This is a genomic window from Streptomyces sp. NPDC104814 (genome assembly GCF_055583185.1).
Genome location: NZ_JBVJOL010000001.1, coordinates 1,553,912 through 1,579,409, shown reverse-complemented (window position 1 = coordinate 1,579,409; position 25,498 = coordinate 1,553,912). Strand labels below are relative to the sequence as shown.

The 25,498-nt window shown below is 73.6% G+C and carries 21 protein-coding genes and 2 pseudogenes; 6 read left to right on the top strand and 17 right to left on the bottom strand.

Annotated elements, in window-relative coordinates:
* Positions 1-24: 24 nt before the first annotated feature.
* The 4 genes from ACZ64A_RS06715 to ACZ64A_RS06700 all read right to left on the bottom strand — a co-directional run bounded on the left by ACZ64A_RS06715 (position 25) and on the right by ACZ64A_RS06700 (position 4,153).
* Positions 25-1,131, bottom strand: coding sequence for an XdhC family protein (locus ACZ64A_RS06715; RefSeq protein ID WP_469808653.1), 1,107 nt, complete (start codon positions 1,129-1,131; stop codon positions 25-27).
* A gap of 125 nt (positions 1,132-1,256) precedes the next feature.
* Entirely contained in the window at positions 1,257-2,660 is a 1,404-nt protein-coding gene (locus ACZ64A_RS06710; RefSeq protein WP_469808651.1) for an MFS transporter, read from the bottom strand.
* 90 nt (positions 2,661-2,750) lie between these two features.
* Positions 2,751-3,323, bottom strand: a complete 573-nt coding sequence (locus ACZ64A_RS06705; protein ID WP_469808650.1) for a hypothetical protein — start codon at positions 3,321-3,323, stop codon at positions 2,751-2,753.
* A gap of 206 nt (positions 3,324-3,529) precedes the next feature.
* Positions 3,530-4,153, bottom strand: coding sequence for a TetR family transcriptional regulator (locus tag ACZ64A_RS06700; protein ID WP_469808648.1), 624 nt, complete (start codon positions 4,151-4,153; stop codon positions 3,530-3,532).
* An 83-nt stretch (positions 4,154-4,236) separates the two neighbouring features.
* On the opposite strand from ACZ64A_RS06700, the gene ACZ64A_RS06695 reads away from it, so the two are divergent.
* Positions 4,237-5,664 (top strand): FAD-dependent oxidoreductase, encoded by a 1,428-nt coding sequence (locus ACZ64A_RS06695; protein ID WP_469808647.1) that lies wholly within the window; start codon positions 4,237-4,239, stop codon positions 5,662-5,664.
* A gap of 43 nt (positions 5,665-5,707) precedes the next feature.
* Here ACZ64A_RS06695 and ACZ64A_RS06690 read toward each other — a convergent pair whose 3' ends face one another.
* Genes ACZ64A_RS06690 through ACZ64A_RS06680 form a run of 3 tightly spaced genes read right to left on the bottom strand, consistent with a single transcriptional unit; the run spans position 5,708 to position 7,253 of the window.
* Positions 5,708-6,538 carry a hypothetical protein gene (locus tag ACZ64A_RS06690; RefSeq protein WP_469808646.1) on the bottom strand — a complete coding sequence of 277 codons (831 nt, stop codon included), beginning with the start codon at positions 6,536-6,538 and terminating at the stop codon, positions 5,708-5,710.
* The gene (locus ACZ64A_RS06685) at positions 6,535-6,909 is read right to left on the bottom strand and encodes a TraR/DksA C4-type zinc finger protein (RefSeq protein WP_469808645.1); all 375 of its coding nucleotides are present in this window, start codon (positions 6,907-6,909) and stop codon (positions 6,535-6,537) included. The genes ACZ64A_RS06690 and ACZ64A_RS06685 overlap by 4 nt, the downstream gene beginning before the upstream one ends.
* Before the next feature lie 29 nt (positions 6,910-6,938).
* A complete protein-coding gene (locus tag ACZ64A_RS06680; RefSeq protein ID WP_469808644.1) occupies positions 6,939-7,253 on the bottom strand; it encodes a TraR/DksA family transcriptional regulator in 315 nt (104 codons plus the stop codon).
* A gap of 326 nt (positions 7,254-7,579) precedes the next feature.
* Here ACZ64A_RS06680 and ACZ64A_RS06675 point away from each other — a divergent pair, with 326 nt between their 5' ends.
* The 3 genes and pseudogenes from ACZ64A_RS06675 to ACZ64A_RS06665 form a co-directional block, all read left to right on the top strand.
* Positions 7,580-8,569, top strand: a complete 990-nt coding sequence (locus ACZ64A_RS06675; protein ID WP_469808642.1) for a HAMP domain-containing sensor histidine kinase — start codon at positions 7,580-7,582, stop codon at positions 8,567-8,569.
* A gap of 3 nt (positions 8,570-8,572) precedes the next feature.
* Positions 8,573-9,256 (top strand): response regulator, encoded by a 684-nt coding sequence (locus tag ACZ64A_RS06670; RefSeq protein ID WP_469808641.1) that lies wholly within the window; start codon positions 8,573-8,575, stop codon positions 9,254-9,256.
* Between the two features lie 245 nt (positions 9,257-9,501).
* Positions 9,502-9,804, top strand: a pseudogene (locus ACZ64A_RS06665) (hypothetical protein); the annotation flags it as partial.
* Here the strand turns inward: ACZ64A_RS06665 and ACZ64A_RS06660 are convergent.
* The 8 genes and pseudogenes from ACZ64A_RS06660 to ACZ64A_RS06625 form a co-directional block, all read right to left on the bottom strand.
* Positions 9,752-10,906, bottom strand: a complete 1,155-nt coding sequence (locus ACZ64A_RS06660) for an enolase C-terminal domain-like protein (protein WP_469808639.1) — start codon at positions 10,904-10,906, stop codon at positions 9,752-9,754. The pseudogene ACZ64A_RS06665 and the gene ACZ64A_RS06660 overlap by 53 nt on opposite strands.
* Before the next feature lie 126 nt (positions 10,907-11,032).
* Complete coding sequence (locus tag ACZ64A_RS06655) at positions 11,033-11,944, bottom strand: alpha/beta hydrolase (RefSeq protein ID WP_469808638.1); 912 nt, start codon at positions 11,942-11,944, stop codon at positions 11,033-11,035.
* A gap of 146 nt (positions 11,945-12,090) precedes the next feature.
* A complete protein-coding gene (gene mshA, locus ACZ64A_RS06650; RefSeq protein ID WP_469809083.1) occupies positions 12,091-13,341 on the bottom strand; it encodes a D-inositol-3-phosphate glycosyltransferase in 1,251 nt (416 codons plus the stop codon).
* Between the two features lie 56 nt (positions 13,342-13,397).
* Positions 13,398-14,780: an L-serine ammonia-lyase gene (locus tag ACZ64A_RS06645; RefSeq protein ID WP_469808636.1), complete on the bottom strand. Its 1,383-nt coding sequence runs from the start codon at positions 14,778-14,780 to the stop codon at positions 13,398-13,400.
* A gap of 148 nt (positions 14,781-14,928) precedes the next feature.
* Positions 14,929-16,107: an NAD(P)/FAD-dependent oxidoreductase gene (locus ACZ64A_RS06640; RefSeq protein WP_469808635.1), complete on the bottom strand. Its 1,179-nt coding sequence runs from the start codon at positions 16,105-16,107 to the stop codon at positions 14,929-14,931.
* A gap of 226 nt (positions 16,108-16,333) precedes the next feature.
* The gene (locus tag ACZ64A_RS06635; protein WP_469808633.1) at positions 16,334-19,039 is read right to left on the bottom strand and encodes a SpoIIE family protein phosphatase; all 2,706 of its coding nucleotides are present in this window, start codon (positions 19,037-19,039) and stop codon (positions 16,334-16,336) included.
* A 290-nt stretch (positions 19,040-19,329) separates the two neighbouring features.
* Positions 19,330-19,746 (bottom strand): annotated as a pseudogene (locus ACZ64A_RS06630) (SRPBCC family protein); the annotation flags it as partial.
* A gap of 3 nt (positions 19,747-19,749) precedes the next feature.
* Positions 19,750-21,141 carry an MFS transporter gene (locus tag ACZ64A_RS06625; protein ID WP_469808632.1) on the bottom strand — a complete coding sequence of 464 codons (1,392 nt, stop codon included), beginning with the start codon at positions 21,139-21,141 and terminating at the stop codon, positions 19,750-19,752.
* A 262-nt stretch (positions 21,142-21,403) separates the two neighbouring features.
* Between ACZ64A_RS06625 and purU the strand changes: the two genes are divergently transcribed.
* Positions 21,404-22,276, top strand: a complete 873-nt coding sequence (gene purU / locus ACZ64A_RS06620; protein ID WP_469808631.1) for a formyltetrahydrofolate deformylase — start codon at positions 21,404-21,406, stop codon at positions 22,274-22,276.
* Between the two features lie 98 nt (positions 22,277-22,374).
* A complete protein-coding gene (locus ACZ64A_RS06615; protein ID WP_469808630.1) occupies positions 22,375-23,172 on the top strand; it encodes an IclR family transcriptional regulator in 798 nt (265 codons plus the stop codon).
* A gap of 16 nt (positions 23,173-23,188) precedes the next feature.
* On the opposite strand, the gene ACZ64A_RS06610 is transcribed toward ACZ64A_RS06615, so the two are convergent.
* Both ACZ64A_RS06610 and folP read right to left on the bottom strand, forming a co-directional pair.
* On the bottom strand, positions 23,189-24,451 hold the full coding sequence (locus ACZ64A_RS06610; RefSeq protein WP_469808629.1) for a MalY/PatB family protein: 1,263 nt from the start codon (positions 24,449-24,451) through the stop codon (positions 23,189-23,191).
* An 83-nt stretch (positions 24,452-24,534) separates the two neighbouring features.
* On the bottom strand, positions 24,535-25,485 hold the full coding sequence (gene folP / locus ACZ64A_RS06605; protein WP_469808628.1) for a dihydropteroate synthase: 951 nt from the start codon (positions 25,483-25,485) through the stop codon (positions 24,535-24,537).
* Positions 25,486-25,498: the final 13 nt, after the last annotated feature.

Below are 25,498 nucleotides of genomic sequence, written 5' to 3'. Positions count from 1 at the left end.
TCCGGGCTGCCGCACGGCTCGCTCTCAGCCGGCCGAGGGCGCGTGGATGGCCCCTCCGGTCGCGGTGAGCGGTGTCCCGGTGCCGCCCCAGCGCAGGGCGACGATCTCGGCGGCGACGGACACCGCGACCTCCTCGGGGGTGCGGGCCCCGAGGTCGAGGCCGAGCGGTGAGCGCAGCCGGGACAACTCCTCCGCACTGACCCCGGCGTCCCTCAGCCTCGCCATCCGGTCGTCGTGGGTACGGCGGCTGCCCATCGCCCCGATGTAGGCGGCCGGCCTGCGCAGTGCCTCCTCCAGGAGCGGCACGTCGAACTTGGGGTCGTGCGTGAGGACGCAGATCACCGTGCGCTCGTCGGTGACGGTCCCGGCGAGATAGCGGTGCGGCCAGTCCACGACGACCTCGGCACCCGGCGGGAAACGCCTGGGGGTGGCGAAGACCGGGCGGGCGTCGCACACGGTGACCCGGTAGCCCAGGAAGTCGCCGATGCGGGCCACCGCGGCCGCGTAGTCGATGGCGCCGAAGACCAGCATGCGCGGCGGTGGCGCGAAGGACTGCAGGAAGACCGTGACCTCGTCCTCGCGGCGCTCCCCGCGCGGCCCGTAGTGCCGCTGGACAGTGGCGCCGAGGGCGAGTTCGCCGCGCGCGTCCGCGGTGACGGCCGCGTCCAGCCCGGTCGTGCCGAGCGTGCCGGCCACGCGGTCCGGCCACACCGCGAGGGTGGCCCCGCGCGGGGCGGGCCCGTCGACGACCGTGGCCAGGGTCACCGGTTCCCGCGCGGCGACGGACGCGCCGAGCGCCCCGAACACCGGATCCGTCACCGCCGTCACGGGCCGCACCAGCAGGGTGATCTCGCCTCCGCAGGTCAGGCCGACGGCGAAGGCGTCGTCGTCGCTGTAACCGAACGTCGCCAGGCGGGCCTCGCCGCTGGTGACGACCTCCTGGGCCAGGTCGAACACCGCGCCTTCCACACAGCCGCCGGACACACTCCCCACGACCTCGTCTTCCGGCCCCACCGCCATCGCGGCACCGGGCTCGCGCGGCGCGCTGCGGCTGACCGCGACGACCGTGGCCAGTCCGAACGGGACACCGGCGGCGTACCAGCGCTCCAGCGCCGGCAGGATGTCACGCACACTGCACTCCTCGGGGCGGAGATCGACCGGTCCGGACGTACGTCACTGTAGAGCCGCCCTTCGCACGGCGGCGAGCGCTCGTCCCGGGGGGTGTCTCGGCGAACCCGGCGTGATCGGCGAGCCCCCTACGCGCGCGCCGCCGGGCCGGCCGGCACGCACCGCCATGCAAGCACCGCGGCGGCCAGGTAGGCGAGCGCTCCGATGGCCATGCCGTGCCGCAGCCCGGCCGTGTAGCCGGCGGTGGCGAGCAGGCTGCCGCCGAGGGCGACACCGGTGGCGCTGCCGATCTGCCGGGCGGTGTTGAACAGGGCGGAGGCGGCCCCGGCGTGGTCGGTGGGTGCTGCGGCCATCACGGTGGTGGTCGCGCCGGTGAGGGCGAAGGACGTACCGAATCCGGCGGCCATCATGGGCGCGACCAGCAGCGCGTAGGCGGGATCGTCGCCCGCCGCGGCCCAGCCGGCGAGCCCCAGGGCGGCCACTAGCATGCCGCAGACCACCAGCGGACGGTCGCCGGTACGGCGGGTCAGCCGCCCGGACAGGACGGAGGCGAACATGGTCATGGCCACCGCCGGGAAGAGCGCGAGACCGGTGCCGAGGGCGCTGTAACCACGCTGGTGCTGGAACTCCACGCTGGCGGCGAACACCATGCCGTAGAAGCCGAAGTTGAACAGCAGGCCGATGAGCGAGGCGCCGCCCATCGGGCGGGAGCGCAGCAGGCCCAGCGGCAGGGCGGGTGAACGGGCCAGCCGCTCCCGCACCGCGAACGCCGCGGCGGCCGCCCCGGCCAGCAGGAGCCCGGCGAGGACGGCGGGGTCGGACCAGCCTCGCCGGCCGGCCTCATTGAGGGCCGCGGTCAGCAGCGCCACCGTCGCCACGACCGCGCACTGCGCCGGCCAGTCCAGGGACCGGGCGGCTCGCCGGGGCGAGGGTGCGACACAGCGCAGCGTCAGCAGCAGGCAGGCCGCTCCGACGGGCAGGTTGACGAGGAACACCCAGCGCCAGCCGACGGTGGAGACCAGCAGACCGCCCAGCAGTGGTCCGGCGGACGCCGCGATGCCCGCCATCGAGCCCCACAGGCCGAAGGCGCGCGAGCGTGCGGCCGGGCGGGGGTAGGCCTGCTGGAGCAGGGCCAGGGAGCCCGGCACGATCAGCGCGGCGCCGAGGCCCTCCGCCAGCCGGGCGGCCACCAGGAACGGGGCGTCCGGCGCGAGCGCGCACGCGGCCGACGACGCGGTGAACACCGTCACGCCCGCGCAGAACACACGGCGGTTGCCGAGCCGGTCGCCGAGCGCGCCGGCGGTGAGCAGGAACCCGGCGAAGACCAGGGTGTAGCCGTCGGTGATCCACTGGACGCCGGTGAGGGACGCCGACAGCTCGCGGCCGATCACCGGCACGGCGACGTTGATGACCGTGACGTCGAGGATGACCATGAAGTACCCGGCGCACACCGCGAGCAGCGGAGCCCAGGACGGCCGTCCGCTCCTCCGCTCCGGTGCATGCCCGCTGTCGCCGGCCTCCGCGAACGCCACGGTCTGCACCCCTTCCGTTCACGGACGTACGGCACGAGACGTCACCGTAAGGGACACCGTGCCGTGCGCCGGGCAGCGGCGCCGCGGGCTTCAGCCCTGTCGCGCCTCGCCGGCCCCTCGCTCGTCGAGGGCGTCCCGCAGCAGCCGCAGGCGGTCGGCGGGCCGCCCCAGGCCGTTGAGCTCCAGCCGGGCCGCCTCGGTGCGGGCGTCGGGGTGGATGGTGAACGCCAGGTTGAGGGCCTGGTGCACCATCCACTGGTGGTAGGCCAGCAGGCGGCCCGCGTCGTCCCGGGCGTCCACCAGATCGGGTTCGGTGATCGGCAGTTCGTCCAGGCGTGCGTGCAGCCGGTGGAAGCCGCGGGCGGCCCGGCCGCAACCCTGAGCGGCCTGCCATGTCGCACCGTCCGGCGCCCCGCACGCGGCGACCGCGACGTCGGCGGACGACAGGGCCGCCACGGCGTCGTCCAGCACCGCGACCAGCATGTGCAGCTGCGACGCGCGCGGCACCCGGCCGGGCAGCTCCGGTGTGCGGCGCCGAAGACGGCGCAGGGCGCGACGCCACAGGCCGGCCCGGGCGGCGGACTCGGACGGGGCGGGCGCGCCGGGACCTGGCAGTGCGGGCGAGCCGCGACCGCGGGGTGCGGGCGAGCCGGGATCGGGCATGGCACCTCCGCGCTCGGCCCGGGTCACCGCCTCCCACGGGACCGGCACACCTCTGCGACACCTACGGGCGGATGTACTCCAGTGTGCGCGCCGGGCACGTCGAGGAGGGGCCCGGGTTGGGATGCTCCCTCGTCTCCGTCTCCGTCTCCGTCTTCGTCGCCGTCATCGGGGCAGGGCCGCCGGCCGTGGGGCGGGCGGCGGGCGCGCTACAGGTGCGGGGCCAGCCCCTCCGCCAGGAGCGTGAAGGCGTGTTCGGCGTCGGCCACGGCCTGCGGGTGACGCTCGTCGGCGGACTGGCCGCCGTCCAGGGCCCGGAAGTTGTCCATCGACAGCAGCCAGTGCGTGCTCACCACATGGGTGGCCGCCAGACGCGCGGTCAGGGCCGGTACTCCGGCGGTGTCCCGGAGCGCCTGGGTGAGCGCTCGCTCGGACGCCTCCTGGAAGCCGATGGCTCTCGTCCGCAGTGCCGGTGTCTCGCGCACCATGCGGGTGAAGGCGAGGATCTGCGGGATGTCGTTGAGACCGGTGACCGGGTCGCGCTCGCCGAGCGCCCGCAGGAAGTGGTCGCGCAGGGCGTCCAGCGGAGCGACGCCGGCCGGACGGGCGCACACGACGCGGGCGGCCTCGTCCTCGTGGTCGGCGAAGCGGTGGACGACGAGGTCCTCCTTGGCCGGGAAATAGGCGAACACGGTCCGCTTCGACACCTCGGCGGCCTCCGCGACCTGCGCCACCGACACCTGGTCGAACCCGCGCTCAAGGAAGAGCGCGATGGCCGCCTCCGAGATGGCGGCATGCGTCCGTGCCCTCTTGCGTTCCCGCAGCCCCGTCATGCCGCCATCGTAGCCGAAAACTGCACTTGGAGACTTTCTGCACTCGGTGTACTTTTGCCCTCAGTGAAGCAATTGGAGGAACGATGACCGACGTGATCGTGGTGGGCGCCGGGCCCACCGGTCTGACCATGGCCTGCGAGCTGGCCCTCGCCGGGGTGGACACCGTGGTGCTGGAGCGCCTGCCGCACCGCGTCCGGCAGACGAAGGGGGGCGCGATCCAGCCGCGCACCCAGGAGTTGCTGGAGCTGCGCGGCCTGCTGGAGCCGATGCAGGCCAGGGCCGTCTCCCGCGAACCGGTGGGCGGCCACTTCGCGATGCTGCCCGTACCGCTGGACTGCACGGCGTGGGACACCGCCCACCCCTACGTGCTCCCGATCCCGCAGTGGGAGATCGAGGAGGTGCTGGAGGAGCGCGCCACGGCACTGGGCGTGAAGGTGCTGCGCGACACCCCGGTCACGGCGGTGGAACAGTCGGACGACGGCGTGACGGTGACGGCCGCGGACCAACGGCTCGAAGCCCGCTTCGTCGTGGCCTGCGACGGCGCGCACAGCACGGTCAGGAAGCTGCTCGGCGTGCCGTTCCCCGGCAGGCCGGGCACCTTCACGGCGGTGCTGGCCGATGTGCGCCTGGCGTCGGCGTCCGGACTCGTACCCCAGGCACACGGACACATCAGCACCCTCACACGCGAGGCCGAGGACAGCTGGGGCATGCTGGTGCCGCTGGGCGGCGACCGCTACCGCTTCACCGGCGGATCGGTGGACGCGGAGGAACCGGCGAAGGACAAGCCGGTGACGCTCGGGGAGATCGCCGACCTGCTGCGCCGGGTGTACGGCGAGGAGACCGTCCCGGCCGCACTGGAGAACGCCTCGCGGTTCGGCGACGCCACCCGGCAGATCGACAGCTACCGGACGGGCCGGGTGTTCTTCGCGGGCGACGCCGCGCACATCCACCCGCCGTTCGGCGGCCAGGGCCTCAACCTCGGCGTACAGGACGCCTTCAACCTGGGCTGGAAGCTCGCGGCCGTGCTGCGGGAAAGCGCCCAGGCGGACCTGCTGGACACCTACCACACCGAGCGCCACCCCGCCGGAGCCTGGGTCCTGCACATCACGCAGGCACAGCGTGTCTTCGCCGCGCCCAGGGCCGGCGCGGACGTCGTCGCCCTGCGGGAGGTCTTCACCGACCTGATGCGCCTGCCCGAGACCAACCGGCACCTGGCCGGGCTCATGTCGGGGCTGTCGCACGCGTACGACGTGCCGGGCGGCCACCCGCTGACCGGTCACCGCGTCCCGGGCGTCGACCCGGCGCTGTTCCGGTCGGGCCGGCCGGTCCTGCTCGACCTGGCCGGCATCCTCCCGGACGGTCTCGGCGCCGTCCGCGCGGCGCCGTCGGCCGGGCTGCCCGGCGCCGTACTGGTCCGCCCCGACGGCTACGCGGCCTGGGCGGCGGACACGGACCCCGACCTGGACGCCCTCACCGCTCAGCCGTGCTGGTCCCTTCTCCGGGTGGGCTGACAGGAATCGACTCCGCGCGAGTCCCGTGGTGGGGCCACGCGCCTCACAGGAGCGTGGCCGGCCCCGCCATGTCCGGGAGCGTGGACGGATGGCCGAGGGCGGCGTGCAGAAGGCGGGCGGCGCCGCGGACGGCCGCGGTGTGCGGGGCCGGAACCACGCGCAGCGGCGCGGTGAGCCGGGCGGTGAGGTGACAGGTCACCTCGGGACGCAGGGCGCCGCCGCCGGCGAGCAGGGTGCCGCGGCGCAGGGCGTCGAGGGTGAGGGAGGTGCGGTCCTGGCGCAGCATCGCCGTGAGCATCCGGGCCGCCGCCTCGGCCAGGTGCTCGGCCGACGTCTCCTCGTCCAGGTCGCCGGTGCCGAGGGCGGTGCGGCGGGCGTCGGTGACGGCGCCGTCGCACAACAGCACCGCCTCGGTGAGATGGGCGCCGATGTCCAGGACCAGCAGCGGACCGGACAGATCCGCGCCCGCCGCCAGGGCGATCCCGCGCGCCGCGGGCACGGTGAGCACGGTGTGCGGGCGCAGCGCCTCGACAGCCGTGCGGGCCTCGGCACGGTAGGCGATGCCGTCCAGGACGGGGGTGGTGACCAGGACCATCGGGCGGACGGAGCGGGGCAGGTGGTCGCCCAGCAGACGCTGCAGCATCCGCGCGCAGCCCGGGGTGTCGATGATGGCGCCGCGCTGGATGGGGTGGACCGCCCCGGTGCCGGGACGGGTGACGGTCGGCACGTCGACGACCACACCGCGGCCGGTGAGCCAGGCGCGGGTGCGGGCGCTGCCCATGTCGAGGGCGATGCCGTGCCGGCGGCGCCGGATCGGCCAGGGCAGCGTGCGCAGCCCGCCGGCTCGCGCGGCGGGGTGGCGGGCGCCGGTCACCGGACGGCCTCCTTCACCTGCTGGCAGCGGGCGCAGTAGCGGGCCTGCGGCACGATCGTCAGCCGTTCCCGGTCGACGGGCCGCCGGCACAGATGGCAGGTGCCGTACGTGCCCGCGTCCATCCGCTCCAGGGCCGCTTCCACGTCGGCGAGGACCATGCGGGCGGAGGCGGCGAGCTTGACGCAGACCTCGAGCCGCGCGGCGGTCTGCTCCCGCAGCCGGTCCTCCGTACGCGAGCCGGCCGGAGCGGCCAGCCGGCCCAGCTGCTCCCGGCGGAACAGGCGCTGCTCGTGCAGGTTCTCGCGCAGCGCGGCGAGGTCCGCGGCCGACAGGTGCGTCGCACGGTCGCCGACGGTCTGGTGGTTCACCACGTCACCTCTTTCCGAGGGCAGGGCGGTGGTCAGGCGGCTCGGCGCCGGCAGGCGACGCAGTGGCGGGTGTAGGGCAGGATCTCCAGCCGCTCGGCGGGGATGGGCTTGGCGCAGTCCAGACAGGTTCCGTAGCTGCCGTCCTGGATGCGGGTGAAGGCTTCCTCGATCTCCTTCAGGACGGCCTGCATCGCCGTGCGCTGCGCGGACAGCAGGGGATCGTCCTGGCTGCTGCGCCCGGTCTCGTCGAGCGCGTGCAGCTGGGCCAGGCGGGAGGTACGGGCGCGTTCCAGGCGCTGGCGGGCCTCGTGCAGGTGGGGTTCGGCCCGGGTGGCGTCGAGCGTCATGGTCCATCCCTTCTCAGACGGCGTACGGCACGTGCTCCTTCAGGAGCGTGCGTGCCTCCCACCCTCGCCCGGCCGGCGGCCCCTGCCTATCGGGCGCAGACCCCATTCGGACGGGGGCACGGGGTGTATCCGGCCGCGCCGTGAGCAGGGCGCACCCCGGGAAATGGGGGTTGGGCCCCATCGACCGCCGGCCGGTGGGACGGCAGGCTGGCTCGGGCTCCTGCGAGCACCCGTCGGCCGCCGGGGTCCGACACGCGACGGCCGCGCACACCCACGGCGAACAGCCGTGGACACCACTTCACGACACAGAGGAGAGGCGCGGTCCCGTGTCCTTGTTCTGGCGGATCTTCGCCCTCAACGCCGTGGTGCTGGGTACGGCCACCGCCCTGCTGCTGTGGGCACCGGTGACCGTGTCGGTGCCGGTCGTGCTCACCGAGGCGATCATCCTGGTCGGCGGTCTGGCCGTCATGCTGGTCGCCAACGCCGCGCTGCTGCGGCTGGGCCTGGCGCCGCTGGAGCGGCTCACGAAGCTGATGACCACCGTGGATCTGCTGCGCCCCGGCCAGCGTCTGCCCGCCCGGGGCGGCGGCGAGGTCGCCGAGCTGATCCGCACGTTCAACGCGATGCTGGAGCGGCTGGAGCAGGAGCGGGCCGCCAGCAGTGCCCGGGTGCTGCTCGCTCAGGAAGCCGAACGCCGCCGTATCGCACAGGAGTTGCACGACGAGGTCGGCCAGAGCATGACGGCGATCCTGCTGGGCCTCAAGCGCGCCGCGGACGACGCGCCGCCACCGCTGCGCGCGGACCTGCACGAGGTACAGGAGATCACCCGGGACAGCCTGGACGAGGTCCGCCGCCTGGTACGGCGGCTGCGGCCCGGCGTGCTGGACGACCTCGGGCTGGTCAGCGCGCTGACCTCGCTCACGGAGGAGATCGCCACCCACACCGGGCTGAAGATCACCCGCCGTTTCGACGCCGACCTGCCGGCGCTCGGGCCGGAGACGGAGCTGGTGCTCTACCGGGTCGTCCAGGAGTCGCTGACCAACGCCGCCCGGCACGCGGACGCGGAGCGGGTCACGGTCGCCCTGCGGCAGACCGGCGGCCGGATCGTGCTGACGGTGACCGACGACGGCTGCGGCATCAACGCGCCCTGCGAGGGCGCCGGCATCCGCGGCATGCGCGAGCGGGCCCTGCTGATCGGCGGCAGCCTCGCGATCTGCCCGGCGGACGGCGAGACCCCCGGCGACGGGATGCGGTGCGGGGGCGGGACCGGCACCCAGGTCCGGCTCACCGCGCCCCTGTCCGGAAAGCAGGCGTGAGCCATGACCGACACGAGCACGTCCGCCTCGGCGCCGTCGCGCACGATCCGCATCCTGCTCGCCGACGACCACGCGCTGGTGCGCCGCGGTGTGCGCCTCATCCTCGACCAGGAACCGGACCTCGACGTGGTCGCCGAGGCCGGGGACGGCGCCGAGGCCATCGAGCTGGCCCGCACCCACGACATCGACCTGGCCGTGCTCGACATCGCCATGCCCCGGCTGACCGGGCTGCAGTCCGCCCGCGAACTGACCGCCCTGCGGCCGGGCCTGCGGATCCTGATGCTCACCATGCACGACAACGAGCAGTACTTCTTCCAGGCCCTCAAGGCGGGGGCCAGCGGGTACGTACTGAAGTCGGTCGCCGACCAGGATCTGGTGGCCGCCTGCCGGGCAGCGATGCGCAACGAGCCGTTCCTGTACCCGGGCGCGGTCACCGCGCTGATCCGCAACTACCTCGAGCGGGTCGGGCACGGCGAGGAGGCCCCCGACCAGATCCTCACGCCGCGCGAGGAAGAGGTCCTCAAGCTCGTCGCGGAGGGACATTCCTCCAAGCAGATCGCCGACCTGCTGTTCATCAGCGTCAAGACCGTGCAGCGGCACCGCGCCAACCTGCTGCACAAGCTGGGGCTGCGCGACCGTCTGGAACTCACCCGGTACGCCATCCGCGCCGGCCTGATCGAACCCTGAGCGCACGGTGTCCCGGCTGCCCGCGCGCCTGACGGCCGCCGTCCTCGCGCTGCTGGCCACCCTCACCCTCGCCGGCCTGCCCCCGGACACCGCCGGGGGCCTTCCGGTCGCGGCGACGGCGGCCGGGCAGGCCCGGGCATCCGGGCCGCTCGCCGACGACGTCGGTGACGCCGTCGCGAGTGCGCTGCGGACGGTCAGCCGCCACGAGCAGCACACCGACCACCCGGCTCCGCACGGCCGCCGCGGCAGTACAGGCGATCGTGCAGACGCTGCCCCGCACCCTGAACACCGGCACGGGGGCGGCGTTCGTCCTGACCGCCCTGGCGGTGCTCGGCGGTCCCGCGCTCACCGACTTCGCGCTGGCCCTGCTCATCGGTCTCGCCGTGGGCACCTACTCCTCGGTCTTCACCGCCGCTCCGGCCGCGATCCGGCTCCACGAGCGAGGCTCCCGTGGCCGCGGACCCAGTGCACGGGCACGTACGAGCCGCAATCGAGTCACTCGCTCCGGGACCCGTACACGCGGTGGCGTTCGGCGTCGGGCCACTTGACGTCCAGGCCGAGGCCGGGCCGGGAGGGGTCCGGGCGCAGGGCGCCGCCGTCGGGCGACAGCGTGCCGTCGAACAGCAGCCGCTCGACGCGCACGTGGTCGTGGAAGTACTCCAGGTGCCGCAGCCGGCGCACGGCGCAGAAGGCGTGCGCCGACAGCGCCGGCGCGCAGTGGGCCGACAGGTCCAGGTGGTGGGCGGCTGCCAGGCCGGCCGTCTCGAGGACACCGGTGATGCCGCCGCAGCGGGTGACGTCGGCCTGGAGGCAGTCCACGGCGGGGCCCTCGACGAGGTTGGTGAAGTCCTGGGTGGTGTACGCGTACTCGCCCGCGGCGATCTCCAGCCGTCCCGGGCCCTGCTCGCGCAGCATGCGCAGGCCCTCCAGGTCGGCGGAGGAGACGGGCTCCTCGAACCACCGCACGTCCCACTCCTCGTGGAAGCGGCGGGCCCAGTACAGCGCCTCCTTGCGGCTGAGCGCCCCGTTGGCGTCGGTGAAGATCTCCGTCGCGTCACCCACCGCCTTGCGCACGGCCGTCAGCCGCTGCGGGTCGCGCTCCGGCTCCCGCGAGGTCTTGAGCTTGACCCGGGGGATGCCCTGGTCGGTCCACCCGCCGAGCTGCTCGGTGAGCCGGTCCAGCGGGTAGTTGGTGAAGCCGCCGCTGCCGTACACCGGGACCCGGTCGTGGAAGGCGGGGAGCAGCCGCACGAGCGGCAGGCCCAGGAGCCGTGCCTTGAGGTCCCACAGGGCGACGTCCACGGCGGAGACGGCCATGGCGCCGACGCCGGGGCGGCCCGCGTTGCGGATCTGCTGCTGCATGCGGTGCCACAGCGCGGCCGGCGAGGTGACCTTCTGCTCCTTCAGCAAAGGCGCGAGCTCGGACTCGGCGAACGCGGCGACCGAGACGTCCCCGTAGGTGTACCCGAGGCCGAAGGTGCCGCCGGCGTGCACCCGGACCAGGACCATCGTCGTGGAGTCCCACTCCAGGGTGCCGTCCTGCTCCTTGCCGCCGGGGCCGTCCGTCGGCACCTCGAAGGCGTGTACGTCGACGGCGTCGACACGGCATGCGTCGAGCCCTGCCGGATCCACCCCTGTGCTGTCCACCACGACGGACTCCCTCCACACGCGTGTGTCCTCAAGGGGTGACCCGTCGGGGCGGCGGGTAAACGGCCGCCGCACCGCACCGCCCGGCCGTCGGCCACCGGCCACGGAACCGGACCCCGGCAGGACCGGTCAGGCGGTGTGCCTCAGGCACTCCTCCGCGAACGCCAGTGCCCTGAGGTGGTACGTCCGCGCGGCCCAGCCGAGGCTGATGTTGTGCCCCGCTCCGGGCATCCGGTCCACGCGTACGCGCGGCGCGGCGGTCAGCCGGCCGGCCATGTCGGCGACGTCGGCGTCGCCGTGCCGCCACCAGGCCTCGTGCTCGGCGAAGGTCAGCCGGACGGGCACCCGGACCCGGGGCAGCACCTCGGCGGACAGCCGCTCCCAGTCACCGGCCGACGCGGCCTCGCGCGGCGGCATCGGCGCGACGACCGTCGCGGCGGCCTGGAAGGTGCCGGGCGGATACAGGCCGAGCGGCCCCCAGTTGAGCCGTCGCACGTTGCGGTCGTTGCGCACCTGGTCGTAGGGCACGGCGAGTTTCGTGCCGCAGCCCGAGACGTCCAGTCCCAGCAGCCCGTCGGGGGCGTGCTCGGCGGCGAGCAGGAAGGCGAGCTTGCCGGCGAAGGAGTGGGCGAGCACGAACACCCCGCCGCCCACGGGGTCGTCGCAGGCCAGCCGGCGTACCGCGGCCGCGATGTCGGCCGCCTGCTCGACGAGCGTGCGCCCGTCGGGCAGTTCGGCGGCGGAGGCGCCGTAGCCGGGGCGGTCCAGGGCGACCACCCGGTAGCCGAGGTGCGCGCCGAGGGTCAGCAGGGACAGGTCGGGGTGGGCCTGTCCGTCGAAGTAGCCCGCGCTGGTGCCACCGCCGTGCAGGGCGACGACGAGCGCGCGGGGCGGGCTGTGCGGCGGTTCGCCGCACAGCCCGGAGAGGGTGACGTCGCCGGCCCGCACCGTGATGCGGCGCACCCGCCGCGAGAGGGGCGCCGCCGGTGCCGGGCCGACGGCGGTGCCGGGGGACACGGTGGCCTCCGAGAGGTCTGCCATGGGGTCCGTCCTTGCTGTCGCGGCTGCGGCGCCGCCCGACGCGGGGTGTCCAGAATCGGCCGGGAGGGGTGGCCGTTCAAGCACCGCGGTCGCCGCGTCACCGGGGAGAACCCGATGGCCGGACGAACGGACGGGCGCGGTCGCCGTCAGCCGCGCAGCCGGCGCTCCCGCATGGCCTGGGTGTACACCCGCGCCGTCGCCGCAGCGGCGGTGTCCCAGCCGAAGGAACGGGCGTGCCGGGCGGCGGCCGTGCCCATGCGCAGGGACAGGGACGGGTCGTCGGCGAAGCGGCTCAGGACGCGGGCGTAGTCCGCGGGATCGTGCCCCGGTACGAGGACGCCGCTCACGCCGTCGCGTACGGCCACCGGCAGACCGCCGACGCGGGCGGCGATCACCGGCGTGCCGCAGGCCTGGGCCTCGAGGGCCACCAGGCCGAAGGATTCGCTGCGCGAGGGCATGACCAGGACGGACGCCGCGCGGTACCAGTCGGCGAGGCGGTCCTGACCGACCGGCGGCCGGAACAGGACGACGTCGGAGATGCCGAGCGAGGCGGCCAGTTTGTGCAGGCCCTCGGGCCGGGCCAGGCCGCTGCCGCTCGGCCCGCCGACGACCGGGACGAGGAGCCGCTCGCGCAGCCGGGGCCGCTCGCGCAGGAGCCGGGCCACCGCGCGCAGTAGGACGTCCGGTGCCTTCAACGGCTGGAGGCGTCCGGCGAACAGGGGGATCAGCGCGTCCTGCGGCAGCCCCAGGCGCGCCCGGGCCGCCGCCCGGCCCGCGGCCGCGCCGCAGGCGCCGGGCCGGAAGCGGTCCAGGTCGACGCCGGGGTGGACGACGGCGACGCGGCCGGTCTCGGCGTCGTAGTGGCGCAGCAGATCGACCGCTTCCCGCTCGGTGTTCGCTATCAACCGGTGGGCGTCCCGTACGACCTGGTTCTCGCCGGCCACCCGGATCGCCGGCTCGGGGACGTCGCCGTCGGCGAGGCGGGCATTCTTGACCTTGGCCATGGTGTGCATGGAGTGCACGAGCGGTGCGCCCCAGCGGGCTGCGGCGAGGCGGCCGACGTGCCCGGAGAGCCAGTAGTGGGAGTGGAGCAGGTCGTAGTGGCCGGGGCGGTGGCCGGCCCACGCCCGGGTCACCGCGTGGGCGAAGGCGCACAGCTGAGTGGGCAGGTCCTCCTTGGCCAGGCCCTCGTAGGGTCCGGCGGTCACGTGCCGGACCAGCACACCGGGTGCGAGGGCGACCTCGGAGGGGAGGCCGGCGGAGGTGGCCCGGGTGAAGATCTCCACCTCGATGCCGCGGGCGGCGAGGCGCCGGGCGAGTTCGACGATGTAGACGTTCATGCCGCCGGCGTCGCCGGTGCCGGGCTGGTGCAGCGGCGAGGTGTGGACACTGAGCATCGCGACGCGGCGGGGGCGGCGTCCGGGAGAGCCTGACACGCGGGTGCCTCGGTTCCTCAGCACTCGATGACGTTGACGGCGAGGCCGCCGCGAGCGGTCTCCTTGTACTTGACCTTCATGTCGGCGCCGGTCTCCTTCATCGTCTTGATGACCTTGTCGAGGGAGACGTGGTGCCGGCCGTCGCCGCGCAGGGCCATGCGGGCGGCGGTGACCGCCTTGACCGCGGCCATGCCGTTGCGTTCGATGCACGGGATCTGCACCAGGCCGCCGACCGGGTCGCAGGTCAGGCCGAGGTTGTGCTCCATGCCGATCTCGGCGGCGTTCTCCACCTGTTCGGGTGTGCCGCCCAGCACCTCGGCGAGACCTCCGGCGGCCATGGAACAGGCGGAGCCGACCTCGCCCTGGCAGCCGACCTCGGCGCCGGAGATGGAGGCGTTCTCCTTGAAGAGCAGGCCGATGGCGCCGGCCGCGAGCAGGAAGCGGACGACACCGTCCTCGTCCGCGCCGGGCACGAAGGTCAGGTAGTAGTGCAGGACCGCGGGGATGATGCCGGCGGCGCCGTTGGTCGGGGCGGTGACGACCCGGCCGCCGGCGGCGTTCTCCTCGTTCACCGCCATGGCGTACAGGGTCACCCACTCCATCGCGCGGGCCGCCGCGTCCCCCTCGCTGCGCAGCGCCCGGGCCGCCGCCGCGGCCCGCCGGCGCACCTTCAGCCCGCCGGGGAGGATGCCCTCACGGGACAGGCCGCGGGCCACGCAGCCCTCCATCACCCGCCAGATCTCCAGCAGTCCGGCGCGGATCTCCGCCTCGGTGCGCCAGGCCTTCTCGTTCTCCAGCATCAGGGCGGAGATCGACAGCCCGGTCTCCTTGGTCAGTTCCAGCAGTTCGTCGCCGGTGTGGAAGGGGTGGGTGAGCCTGGTGGTGTCGGGTGTGATCCGGTCGGCGCCGACGGCGTCCTCGTCGACGACGAAGCCGCCGCCGACGGAGTAGTACGTCTTCTCCAGCAGCGGGACGCCGTCGTCGTCGTAGGCGAAGAGGGTCATGCCGTTGGCGTGGTACGGCAGGGAACGGCGGCGGTGCAGGACCAGGTGGGTGGAGGCGTCGAAGCCGATCTCGTGGGCGGGGCCGATCTCGGCACCGAGCAGGCGGATGCGCCCGGTGGCGCGGATGCGCTCGACGTCCTCGTCGGCCCGCACGACGTCGACGGTGTGCGGCTGGTTGCCCTCGAGGCCGAGCAGGACGGCCTTGGGGGTGCCGTGGCCGTGGCCGGTGGCGCCGAGGGAGCCGAACAACTCCGCGCGTACGGCGGCGGTCTGGGCGAGCAGGCCGTCCGTCTTCAGCCGGGTCGCGAACATCGCGGCGGCGCGCATCGGGCCGACGGTGTGCGAGCTGGACGGGCCGATGCCGATGGAGAACAGGTCGAAGACGCTGATTGCCACGCCATACTCCGGGGGACGGGCGGGGCGTGCCACGGGGGCGCACCCCTGCGGGGAGGGTTGTCGCTTGCGTGCCGGCGGGGCGGGCCCCGAGGGGGCGGGACCCTTGCGGGCCCGGGTCCGCGCGGTGGGGGTGCCGGGCGGGCCGGGTTCAGACGGCGACGGGCGCGGCGGCGGGGACGAGGGTGCGGCGCAGGCGGTTGAACAGCTTGGTCTGGTTCAGGGAGAGCACCGCGACCGGGGTGTCCTCGCGCCGGTACACGGCGGTGAAACAGCGGTTGTCGACGTCGCCGTCGACCACCTCGGGGACGGCGCCGGGTGCGACGTGGCCCGCGAGCTGGATGCGCACCTCGTACTGGTCGGACCAGAAGTAGGGCGCGGTGCGCGGGGCGGGCGCCGAGACTCCGGTGAGCAGGGTGCGGGCGGCGGTCGTCGCCTGCTCGGTGGCGTTGCTCCAGTGCTCGATGCGGGCGTACCGCCCGGTGAAGGGGTGCGGCCAGCGGGCGACGTCACCGACGGAGACCACGCCGGGGACGCTGGTGGCGCAGCCGGCGTCGCACACCACACCGTCGCCGACCTGGACGCCGGAGCCGGCGAGCCAGTCGGTCGCGGGCCGCACGCCCACGCCGACCACGACGATGTCGGCGGGCAGTTCGCGCCCGTCGGTCAGGCGCACGCCGGTGACCCGGTCTTCTCCGGTGAGTCCGGCCACGCCGGTCCCGGTGAGCAGGCGGGCGCCGTGGTCGGTGTGCAAGGAGGAGCACACCCGGCCCATGGCGCGGCCCAGTTGGCGTTCCAGCGGCACGTCGAGCGCCTCGACGACGGTGACGTCGAGTCCGAGTCCGCGGGCGGTGGAGGCCACCTCGGCGCCGATGAAACCGGCGCCGATGACCACGACCCGGGGCAGGCCGTCGTGCAGTTCGGCGCGCAGGGCCTGGGCGTCGTCCAGGGTGCGCAGGGTGTGGACGCCGGCGAGCCCGTCGGTGCCGGGCAGGGTGCGCGGGCTCGCGCCGGTCGCGACGACGACGCCGTCGGTGGACAGCCGGCGCCCCGAGGAGAGGGTCACCGAGCGGTCCGCGGGGTCGAGGCGCACCGCGCGCTCGCCGAGCTGCCACCGCACGTCCAGGGCGTCGTACTCGGACCCGTCGCCGAGCGCGAGGGCGTCCGCGTCGAGGGTGCCCTTGAGGAAGTCCTTGGACAACGGCGGCCGGTCGTAGGGGAGGTGGCGCTCCTCCCCCACGACGACGATCCCACCGTCGTACCCCTCCGCGCGCAGAGCGCGGACCGTGCTCAGTCCTGCCAGCGACGCTCCGACGACGGTGATGCTCATGGGGACCTCCGGGGTGCCGGACAGGCGGTCTGTTTCAGATACCACAACTACGATCGTTATGCGCAACATGCTTTCGGCGCACCGGAGGGTTGTCAAGAGAACGAGCCATATCGGTTTCTGATGGCGCGCGATGTTGCGCATGGCGAATCACGCGCCGGGCTCAGGGATCCGCGTCGCCGGGCTCAGAGTTCCGCGTCGCCGGGCTCGGGGTTGCGCGTCGCCGGGCTCAGAGTTCCAAGTCGTCCCACTGCTCCAGCAAGGCGTCGGCCGGGACGTCGTCCGCCCCGGACTCGGGGGTGTCCACGGCCTGCTCGCTCCAGATGACCTTGCCGCGGGCGGTGTAGCGCACGCCCCACCGCCGGGCCAGCCGGGCGACGAGGAACAGTCCCCGTCCGCCCTCGTCGGTGACGGCCGCGCGCCGCAGGTGCGGGGAGGTGCTGCTGCCGTCGGCGACCTCGCAGATCAGGCTGTCCCGGTCGTACAGCAGCCGCAGCCGCACCGGCTGGGCGCCGTACCGGATGGCGTTGGTGACCAGCTCGCTGAGGATCAGCTCGGTGGTGAAGGCGATCGCGTCCAGCCCCCAGTCCCCCAGCCGGCGCATACAGGCGGCGCGCAGCGGGGCGATGGCGGCGGGGTCGTCGGGCACGTCCCAGTCGGCCACCCGGTCCGGGTCCAGCAGCCGCGTACGGGCCATCAGAAGGGCGATGTCGTCGCGGGGGCGGTCGGGCAGCAGGGCGCCGAGCACCGCCCGGCACGCCTGCTCCGGGTCCTGGCCCGGATGCGAAAGGGCACCCGCGAGGAGTGCGAGGCCGGCGTCGAAGTCCCGGTCGCGGTCCTCCACGAGCCCGTCGGTGAACAGGGCCAGCATCGAGCCCTCGGCGAGCCGCAGTTCGGCCGTCTCGACCGGCAGGCCGACGCCCAGGCCGAGCGGCGGCGAGACCGGGACGTCGGGGAAGGCGACGGTGCCGTCGGGGTGGACCAGGGCGGGCCCGGGATGGCCGGCCCGGGCCATGCAGCACTGCCCGGACACCGGGTCGTAGATCGCGAACAGGCAGGTGGCGCCCGTGATCCCGGCGCCCTCGCCGTCACCGCGGACCTCCGATTGCTCGGTCGCGTCGATGTGGGCGACCAGTTCGTCCAGGTGACTCAGCAGCTCGTCCGGGGACAGATCGAGCGCGCAGAAGTTGTGCACCACCGTGCGCAACCGGCCCATGGTCGCGGCCGCGTGCAGCCCGTGCCCGACGACATCGCCGACCACCAGGGCGACCCGCGCGCCGGGCAGGGCGATGACGTCGAACCAGTCGCCGCTCACCCCGCCGCCCTGCGCGGGCAGATAGCGGTGGGCCACCTCCAGGGCGGACTGCTCGGGCAGCGAGCGCGGCAGCAGGCTGCGCTGCAGCGTGACCGCCATGGTGTGCTCACGGGTGTACCGGCGGGCGTTGTCGAGGGCGACGGCCGCCCGGGCCGCCAGCTCCTCGGCGAAGGCGAGGTCCTCCTCCGTGAAGGCGTCCTGGTCCGAACGCCAGAACTCGACCGTGCCGAGTGCCGTGCCGCGGGCCCGCAACGGCGCGGTGATCAGCGAGTGGATACCGAAGTCCAGCACCTGACTTGCCCGCTCCGCGTCCCGTGCCCGCCAGTCGTGCGCGGCCCGCAGATCGGCCTCCAGCACGGCGCGACCGCGTTCGAGGCCCAGCGCCTGCGGGGTGTCCGGCGCGAGGGCGATCCCGGTCCGTGCCGGGTCGAGCGGATGGCCGTCCCGTACGCCGCGTACGGCGGTGCGGTGCAGAACCGTGCTGCCGGTGTCCGGTTCCTCGCCTCGGCGTACCGCGTCGAGCAGTTCCACGGTGGCGAAGTCGGCGAATCCCGGCACCGCGACCTCGGCCAGCTCCTCGGACGTGCGCACCACGTCGAGGGTGGTGCCGATCCGCAGGCCCGCGTCGTACAGCAGTTGGAGGCGTTCGCGTGCCCGCCGGGCCCGCCCCGCGAGGGCCCGCAGTTCGGTGGTGTCCCGCAGCGTCGCCACGCTCCCGGCCGGGCCCCCGTGCGGCGCGGTGGGCCGCACGTTGACCGCCAGCAGCCGCTCGCCCTCCAGCAGCACCTCGTCGGTGGCCGCCTCACCCGAGGTCAGCAGCGCCGCCGTGCGCGGGGCGAGCCCGATCTCGGCGACCCGCCGGCCGTCCGCGTCGGCGGGCAGGTCCAGCAGCCGGCGGGCCTCGTCGTTGGCGAGCAGCAGCCGGCCCTCGCCGCTGACCACGAGCACGCCCTCGCGCACCGAGTGCAGCACCGCGTCGTGATGCTCGTACATGCGGGTCATCTCGGCCGGTTCCAGCCCGTGCGTCTGGCGTCGCACCCGACGGCTCACCAGCACCGATCCGGTCGTGACCAGGATGAGTCCGGCGGCGGCGGAGCCGAACAGCAGGGGCAGCTGGTCCGTCACCCTGCGCTCCACGCTGCGGACGGTGATGCCGACGGACACCAGTCCGACGACCTTGCTGTCGGTGTCCGTGACGGGGACCATCGTGTCCACGGCGCGTCCGACGCCGGGCGTGTCGTACGTGGCCTGGTGGACGTGCCCGGCGAGCGCGTCGGCGTAGGAGCCCACGACGTGCTTGCCGATCAGCCGCGGGTCGGGGTGGGTCCAGCGGACGCCGGCCGGGCTGAAGGCGATGATGTAGTTGACCCGGGCCAGCTTGCGGGCCTCCTCCGCGCGTGGCTGCAGCAGGGCGCTGGGGTCGGACGACTTCATGGCCTGCAGGGTTCCGGGGGCGTGCGCGAAGGTCTCGGCGGCGACGAGCGAGCGTTCCCTGGCCTCCTGGAGACCGGCCCCCCGGGCCTGCAGCACCAGGGCCGCCACGGCGGCGACGACGAGCAGCAGGACGACCGCCACCTGCAGGACGAGGACCTGGCCGGCGACGCTGTGGACGTTCAGCACGGACGGCAGGCGGGCGGGTGGCCGCGGCGGGCCGTCCTCGGCCCGGTCCGGCCGCTGTGGACCGTCGCGGCCGTCCTTGGACCCGTCCGGCCTCTGTGAGGCGTCAGTCCCGTCCTCGGACCGTTTCTGCCGCTCTGGGCCCGACGGACGGGACTCACCCCGTTGCATGCCCATGCCTCCAGTATGGGTGGCCTCCCCCGGCACGGATCCGCGGCGCGCAGCGAACGCGGTCCGTCCGCCTGCCGGAGGGGCCGGTCGGCAGGCGGACGGGCGGTACGGGGGCGGCGGGGTCAGCCGACGGGGTGGACGCCGAGCCTGTCCTGCAGCCAGGTGTGGAAGGCGCCGATGTGTTGCTCGCTCGGCACCAGGACGCCGCCCTTGGCGTAGGCCCGCGAGCTCATGCCCGGCTGGGTGCGCTCACAGGCGTCGAAGTCCTGCTGGTTCACCCGGTGGAACAGTTCCACCGAGCGGTCCACGTCCTTGCCGCTCTCCACGACGTGCGGCAGGTACAGCCAGTCGCACACGACGACCGTGCGGTCGTGCGCCAGCGGATACATGCGGTGGAGGATCACGTGGTCGGGCACCAGGTTGATGAAGACCTGGGGCTTGACCGTGATCGCGTAGTAGCGGCAGTCCTGGTCGTCCGCGACGCCGGGGATGCGGTCCAGGCCCTCGGAGCCGTCGACCGTCAAGCCCTTGACCTCGTCGGCTCAGGAACGCTCGAGGTCGTGCTCGCGGCCGGGGGCCGACGCACGCCGGGAACGCCCGGGCAGGGCGCTGGTCTCCGCGAGGGTGCGGCCACGCGTCTCCTCGGCCCACGCCAGGGACACCAGCCAGCCCACGGCCGTGACTCCGGCGCCGATCAGCATCGTCGTGCCGATGCCGAGCCGGTCCAGGGAGAGCGGCAGCAGATAGGTGCCGGCTGCCGCACCGATACGGCTGATCGAGGTGGCCACGCCTCCCGCGGTGGCCCGGATCGCCGTCGGGAACAGCTCGTTGGGATAGGTCCACTCCAGAACCGTCGGCCCGCCGGAGAAGAGGGCGTAGGCGCAGAAGCAGGCGACGACCACGCCCATGGGCAGCGCGGAGCCGCCGCCGAGCACGGCGAGCGGGACCACCATCAGCGCGAACGACCACACGATGACGGGCCGGCGCCCCACCCGGTCCACCAGGCGCAGCGCCGGGACACAGCCGAGCACGAAGACGACGCTGATCAGCGCCGAGCCCAGGTTGCCGCTGTTGCCCTCCCCGAGGCCGAAGGAGCCGAGGATGGCGGGCCCGAAGGTGTAGAGGGCGAACATCGGCGTGATCTGGCACATGTAGAACAGGCCGCAGAACAGTGTCCGCCGCAGATAGGCGCCGTGGAACAGATCGCGGAAGCGGCTGTGCCGCTCCGCCTGTTCGGCGGCCGCCGCCTCGACCAGCTGCGCGACCGGCACGGTACGTCCGAGGGCCTTGTGGATCGCCCGTTGCGCGTCGGCGGTACGGCCCCTGTTCACCAGCCACAGCGGTGATTCGGGCGTCCCGATCCGCAGCAGCAGGATGACGGCGCTGAGTACGGCCCCCGAGGCGAGCATCCACCGCCAGGTGCCCGTGCCGCCGATCTCCGCCATCGCGTAGCCGACCACATAGGCGGCCGCGGCGCCGATGTACCAGGCGAGGATGAGGACACCGAGGAGCCTGCCGCGGTGCCGGCCCGGCACCCACTCGGCCAGCAGGGAGGTCGCGATCGGGTAGTCGGCGCCGATGGCCATGCCGAGGACGAAGCGCAGGACGACGAACTGCCAGGTCTCGGTGGCGAACACCGAGAGCACCGACCCGGCGACGAGCACCGCCAGGTCGAGGGTGTACATCGCCTCGCGGCCGAGCCGGTCGGTGAGGGCGCCGAAGAAGAGGCCGCCGACGAAGATCCCGACCAGGGCGGCGGCACCGATGAGGCTCTCGTCGCCGGTGGTCAGGTGGAGTTCGCCGCTCATGCCGACGAGGGCCACGCCGATGATGCTGAGCAGATACCCGTCGAGGAAGGGACCGCCCGCGCAGGCCCAGGTGAGTTTGCGATGGAATCTGCTCAGCGGTGCCTCGTCGATGGCACGGATCGACATCGAACCTCCTGTGTCGCGGGGAACGCCGGATAGAGTTGCGCTGGGCAAAACCCGTTTCTGCCAACGCAACCGAACCTCGGCCGCGTTTCGACGTCAAGACACAGAGCGGAAGCTCTTGTAACTTCCACGACGCCCGAAGTTGTTGCGCATTACGCATCGCAACGCACTCTATGGAACGTACCCCTTGACCACCCCCCGTCCCCACGGGACGATGTTGCGTATCACTCTTATCGTTGCGTATTACGCACCCACGGAGGATGCCATGTCTCCTCGCCCGCAGCCCGGCCGCGAGTTCGTCCTCACCCTCTCGTGCCCCGACCGGGCCGGCCTCGTCCATGCCGTCACCAGCTTCCTGGTACGGCACTCCGGCAACATCCTGGAGAGCCAGCAGTTCGACGACCGCCTCCAGGACCGCTTCTTCATGCGGGTGCACTTCGACGTCTCCCATCCGGGCGTCTCCCTGGAGCAGCTGCGCACGGGCTTCGGTCCGGTCGCCGAGGCCTACCGGATCACCTGGCAGCTGCATGACGCCGCGACCCCGACCCGGACCCTGATCATGGTGTCCAAGTTCGGCCACTGCCTGAACGACCTGCTCTTCCGCCAGTCCACCGGCGCGCTCAACATCGAGATCCCGGCGATCGTCTCCAACCACCGCGACTTCGAGCCGCTGGCCCGGAACTACGGCATCCCCTTCCATCACATCCCGGTCACCAAGGACACCAAGGCGGAGGCAGAGGCCAGGCTGCTGCAGCTGGTCGACGAACTCGGCATCGACCTGGTGGTGCTCGCCCGCTACATGCAGATCCTCTCCGACGACCTGTGCAAGCAGCTCGACGGGCGGGCCATCAACATCCACCACTCCTTCCTGCCGAGCTTCAAGGGCGCCCGGCCCTACGTCCAGGCGCACGAACGCGGCGTCAAGCTCGTGGGGGCCACGGCGCACTACGTCACCCCGGACCTCGACGAGGGCCCGATCATCGAGCAGGACGTGGTCCGCGTCGACCACTCCCAGGCGCCGGACGACCTGGTCACCATGGGCCGCGACGTCGAGGCCCGGGTCCTCGCCCGGGCCGTGCAGTGGCACAGCGAGAGCCGTGTCCTGGTGAACGGCCGCTGCACGGTCGTCTTCGGCTGAACCCGGCTTCCCGGACGGCCCCCACGGACCCGGGGGCCGTCGTATTCTCCCTGTGCGAAGCCGGGTCCACGGGGCCCTGTCCCACGTATAGTTGCGTCATGAGCAACTACACCGCAGATGGCGAAACAGCGGCTCCCGCGGTGAACGGCGTGCAGTCCGTCGACCGTGCCGTCAGCGTCCTGGAGATCCTCGCCCAGCGCGGGGAGGCCGGCGTCAGCGAGGTGGCCGCCGAGATAGACGTGCACAAGTCGACCGCGTTCCGCCTGCTCGGCGCCCTGGAGGCGCGCGGCCTCGTGGAGCAGTCGGGCGAGCGCGGCAAGTACCGGCTGGGCTTCGGGATCGTCCGGCTGGCCGGCGCGGTCACCGGCCGGCTCGACATCACCCAGCAGGGCCGGGAGGTGTGCGAGCGGCTCAGCGAGGAGATCGGCGAGACGGTCAACATCGCCGTCCTGCAGGAGCACTACGCCGTCAACCTGTACCAGGTGCGCGGACCGGGCGCCGTCGGCACCCACAACTGGGTCGGGCAGCTCACCCCCGTGCACGCCACCTCCAGCGGCAAGATCCTGCTCGCGCACCTGCCGGACGCGCGGCGCGACGAGGTGCTCGAGGAGTCCGGGCTGCCGAAGCTCACGCCGCGCACTCTGACCGCCCGGACCGGCCTGGAGAAGGATCTCGCCGAGGCACGGGAGCGCGGCTACGCGGTGACGCTGGAGGAGCTGGAGATCGGCCTGCACGCCATGGCCGCCCCGATCCGCGCCCACCACGGCGAGGTCGTCGCCGCGCTCAGCGCCTCCGGACCCGCCTACCGCTTCACCGAGGAACGGATGCACGAACTGGCACCCTTGCTGGTCAAGGGCGCCGAGGAGATCAGCCACCGCATGGGGTACGTCGGCTGAGGCGCCGCGGGCCGGATCAGCCGGAGGTGCCGGCCGGGGCGTTAACCGCCGTGAGCAGGCGCCGGATCGCCTCGTCGACCGTGGCCCGGGGACAGCCGAGGTTCACCCGCATGTAGCCGTGGCCCTCGACGCCGAACTTCTGCCCCTTGTCCAGCCACAGCCGCGCCCGGGTGAGCATGAACCTGTCCAGGGACTCGGCGTCCAGGCCGAGCCCCCGGCAGTCCATCCACGCCAGGTAGAGCGAGTCGGCCGGCAGGACCCTCAGCTTCGGCGTGCCGTTGTTGACCGCCTGCGCGAAGTGGGCGTGGTTGCCGCGCAGATAGGTCAGCAGCTCCTCCAGCCACGGCTCACCGTGGGCGTAGGCCGCTTCCGCGGCGACCATGCCGAGCACGTTGACCAGCGGGAACAGGTTGCGTTCGTACTGGCGGGCCAGTTCCTCGCGCAGTCTCGCGTCCGGCACGAAGACGTTGGCGCTCTGCAGGCCCGGCAGGTTGAACGTCTTGCTCGGGGAGGTGCACGTGATGCTGTTGCGCGCGAAGCCGGGGCCGAGCGAAGCGAAGGGGACGTGCGTCTTCGCCGGGTCGAGAACGAGGTCCTGGTGGACCTCGTCGGAGACGACGAGGACGCCGTGGCGGGCGCAGATCTCGCCCATGGCCGTCAGCTCCTCCTCGGTCCAGACGTTGCCCGTCGGGTTGTGCGGGTGGCTCAGGACGAACAGTTTCGTGTCGGGCCGGATCGCGGCCTCGAAGGTCCGGGCATCGAACCGGTAGCCGTCACCGGCCCGCTCCAGCGGGGCGTACGCCAGGTGCCGGCCGTTGAGCCGGACGTCGTCGTGGAAGTGCGCGTACACCGGCGGCTGGATCAGGACCGAGTCACCGGGTGCGGAGAACGCCTGCACGACCGTCTTGAGCGTGGTGATGACGCCGGCGGTCTGCAGCACCCACGCGCGCGGCACCTCCCAGCCGAACCGGCTGGCCTGCCAGCCGGTCACGGCGTCGAGGTAGCTGTCGGTGGCGCCGCCGGGGTACCCGAAGACACCGTGGTCCACGGCCTCGTGGAGCGCGTCGAGCACCACCTGCGGAGCCCGGAAGTCCATGTCGGCGACCCACATCGGCAGCGGCTGCGCCGCGACCTCGTCGGGGGCGAGGAACTCGTCGGCGCGGGCCCACTTCATGGAGTTGGAGCTCCTGCGGTCCACCACGGTGTCGAAGACCGACCCCGTCGCGGCCGCGGCGGGATCCGGTCGGTCCGGGACGGAGGGGCTGCTTTCCGTTGCCATGACAGGATGCTAGGGGGTGTTTCCCCGATCACGCCGGGCTCGCGGCGTGATCGGGGAAACACCCCCTAGAAGCAGACCGCTGCTCAGCGCGTGTGCCCTGCCCCCACCGGCCGTGCGGAGGGGCTGGTGGGCAGCCCCCACGGCGCGGGCCGTGCACCGGCGCCCCAGCGGGCCGTCACCCGGACCGCGTCGAGCGTGGAGGCCACGTCGTGCACGCGCAGGCACCACACGCCCTGGGCGGCGGCGAGGACGGAGACCGCGGCCGTGGCCGTGTCCCGCGAGGCTGCCGGACGCGGGCGTCCCGTCGCCGGGTCGGCCAGCACCTGGCCCAGGAACGACTTGCGGGACGCGCCCACGAGGACGGGCAGGCCCAGCGCCCGGATCTCCTCGAGACGGCCCAGCAGCTCCCAGTTGTGCTCGGCCGTCTTGGCGAAGCCCAGCCCCGGGTCGACGACCAGACGGTCGGGCCGGACCCCGGCGTCCAGCGCGGCGTCGATGCGCAGCCGCAGTTCGCCGGCCACGTCGCCCACGACGTCGTCGTACACCGCGTTGCCCTGCATCCCGGCGGAGTGGCCGCGCCAGTGCATGACGACGTACGGCACGTCGGCGCGGGCCATCAGCGCCGGCAGCGCCGGGTCGGCCAGGCCGCCGGAGACGTCGTTGACCAGCCGTGCGCCCGCGTCGAGGGCGCGGGCGGCGACCTCGGCGCGCATGGTGTCGACGCTCACGGTCGCCCCGGCCGCGGCCAGCGCCCGCACGACCGGCAGGACGCGCCGCAGCTCCTCCTCCACCGGCGGGCGGGCCGCGCCGGGCCGGGTGGACTCCCCGCCCACGTCGACGATGTCGGCGCCCTGCTCCAGCAACGCCAGTCCGTGCGCGACGGCCGCGTCCGGGGCGTGGGCGAGTCCGCCGTCGGAGAACGAGTCGGGGGTGACGTTGACGACGCCCATCACCAGCGTCCGCCCGGGCCTGGGCAGCCCGGACGGGTACCGCTCCGGCACGCCCGGGCGGGACGCGGTGACGGCGGGGGCCATGGCGGTCACGGGG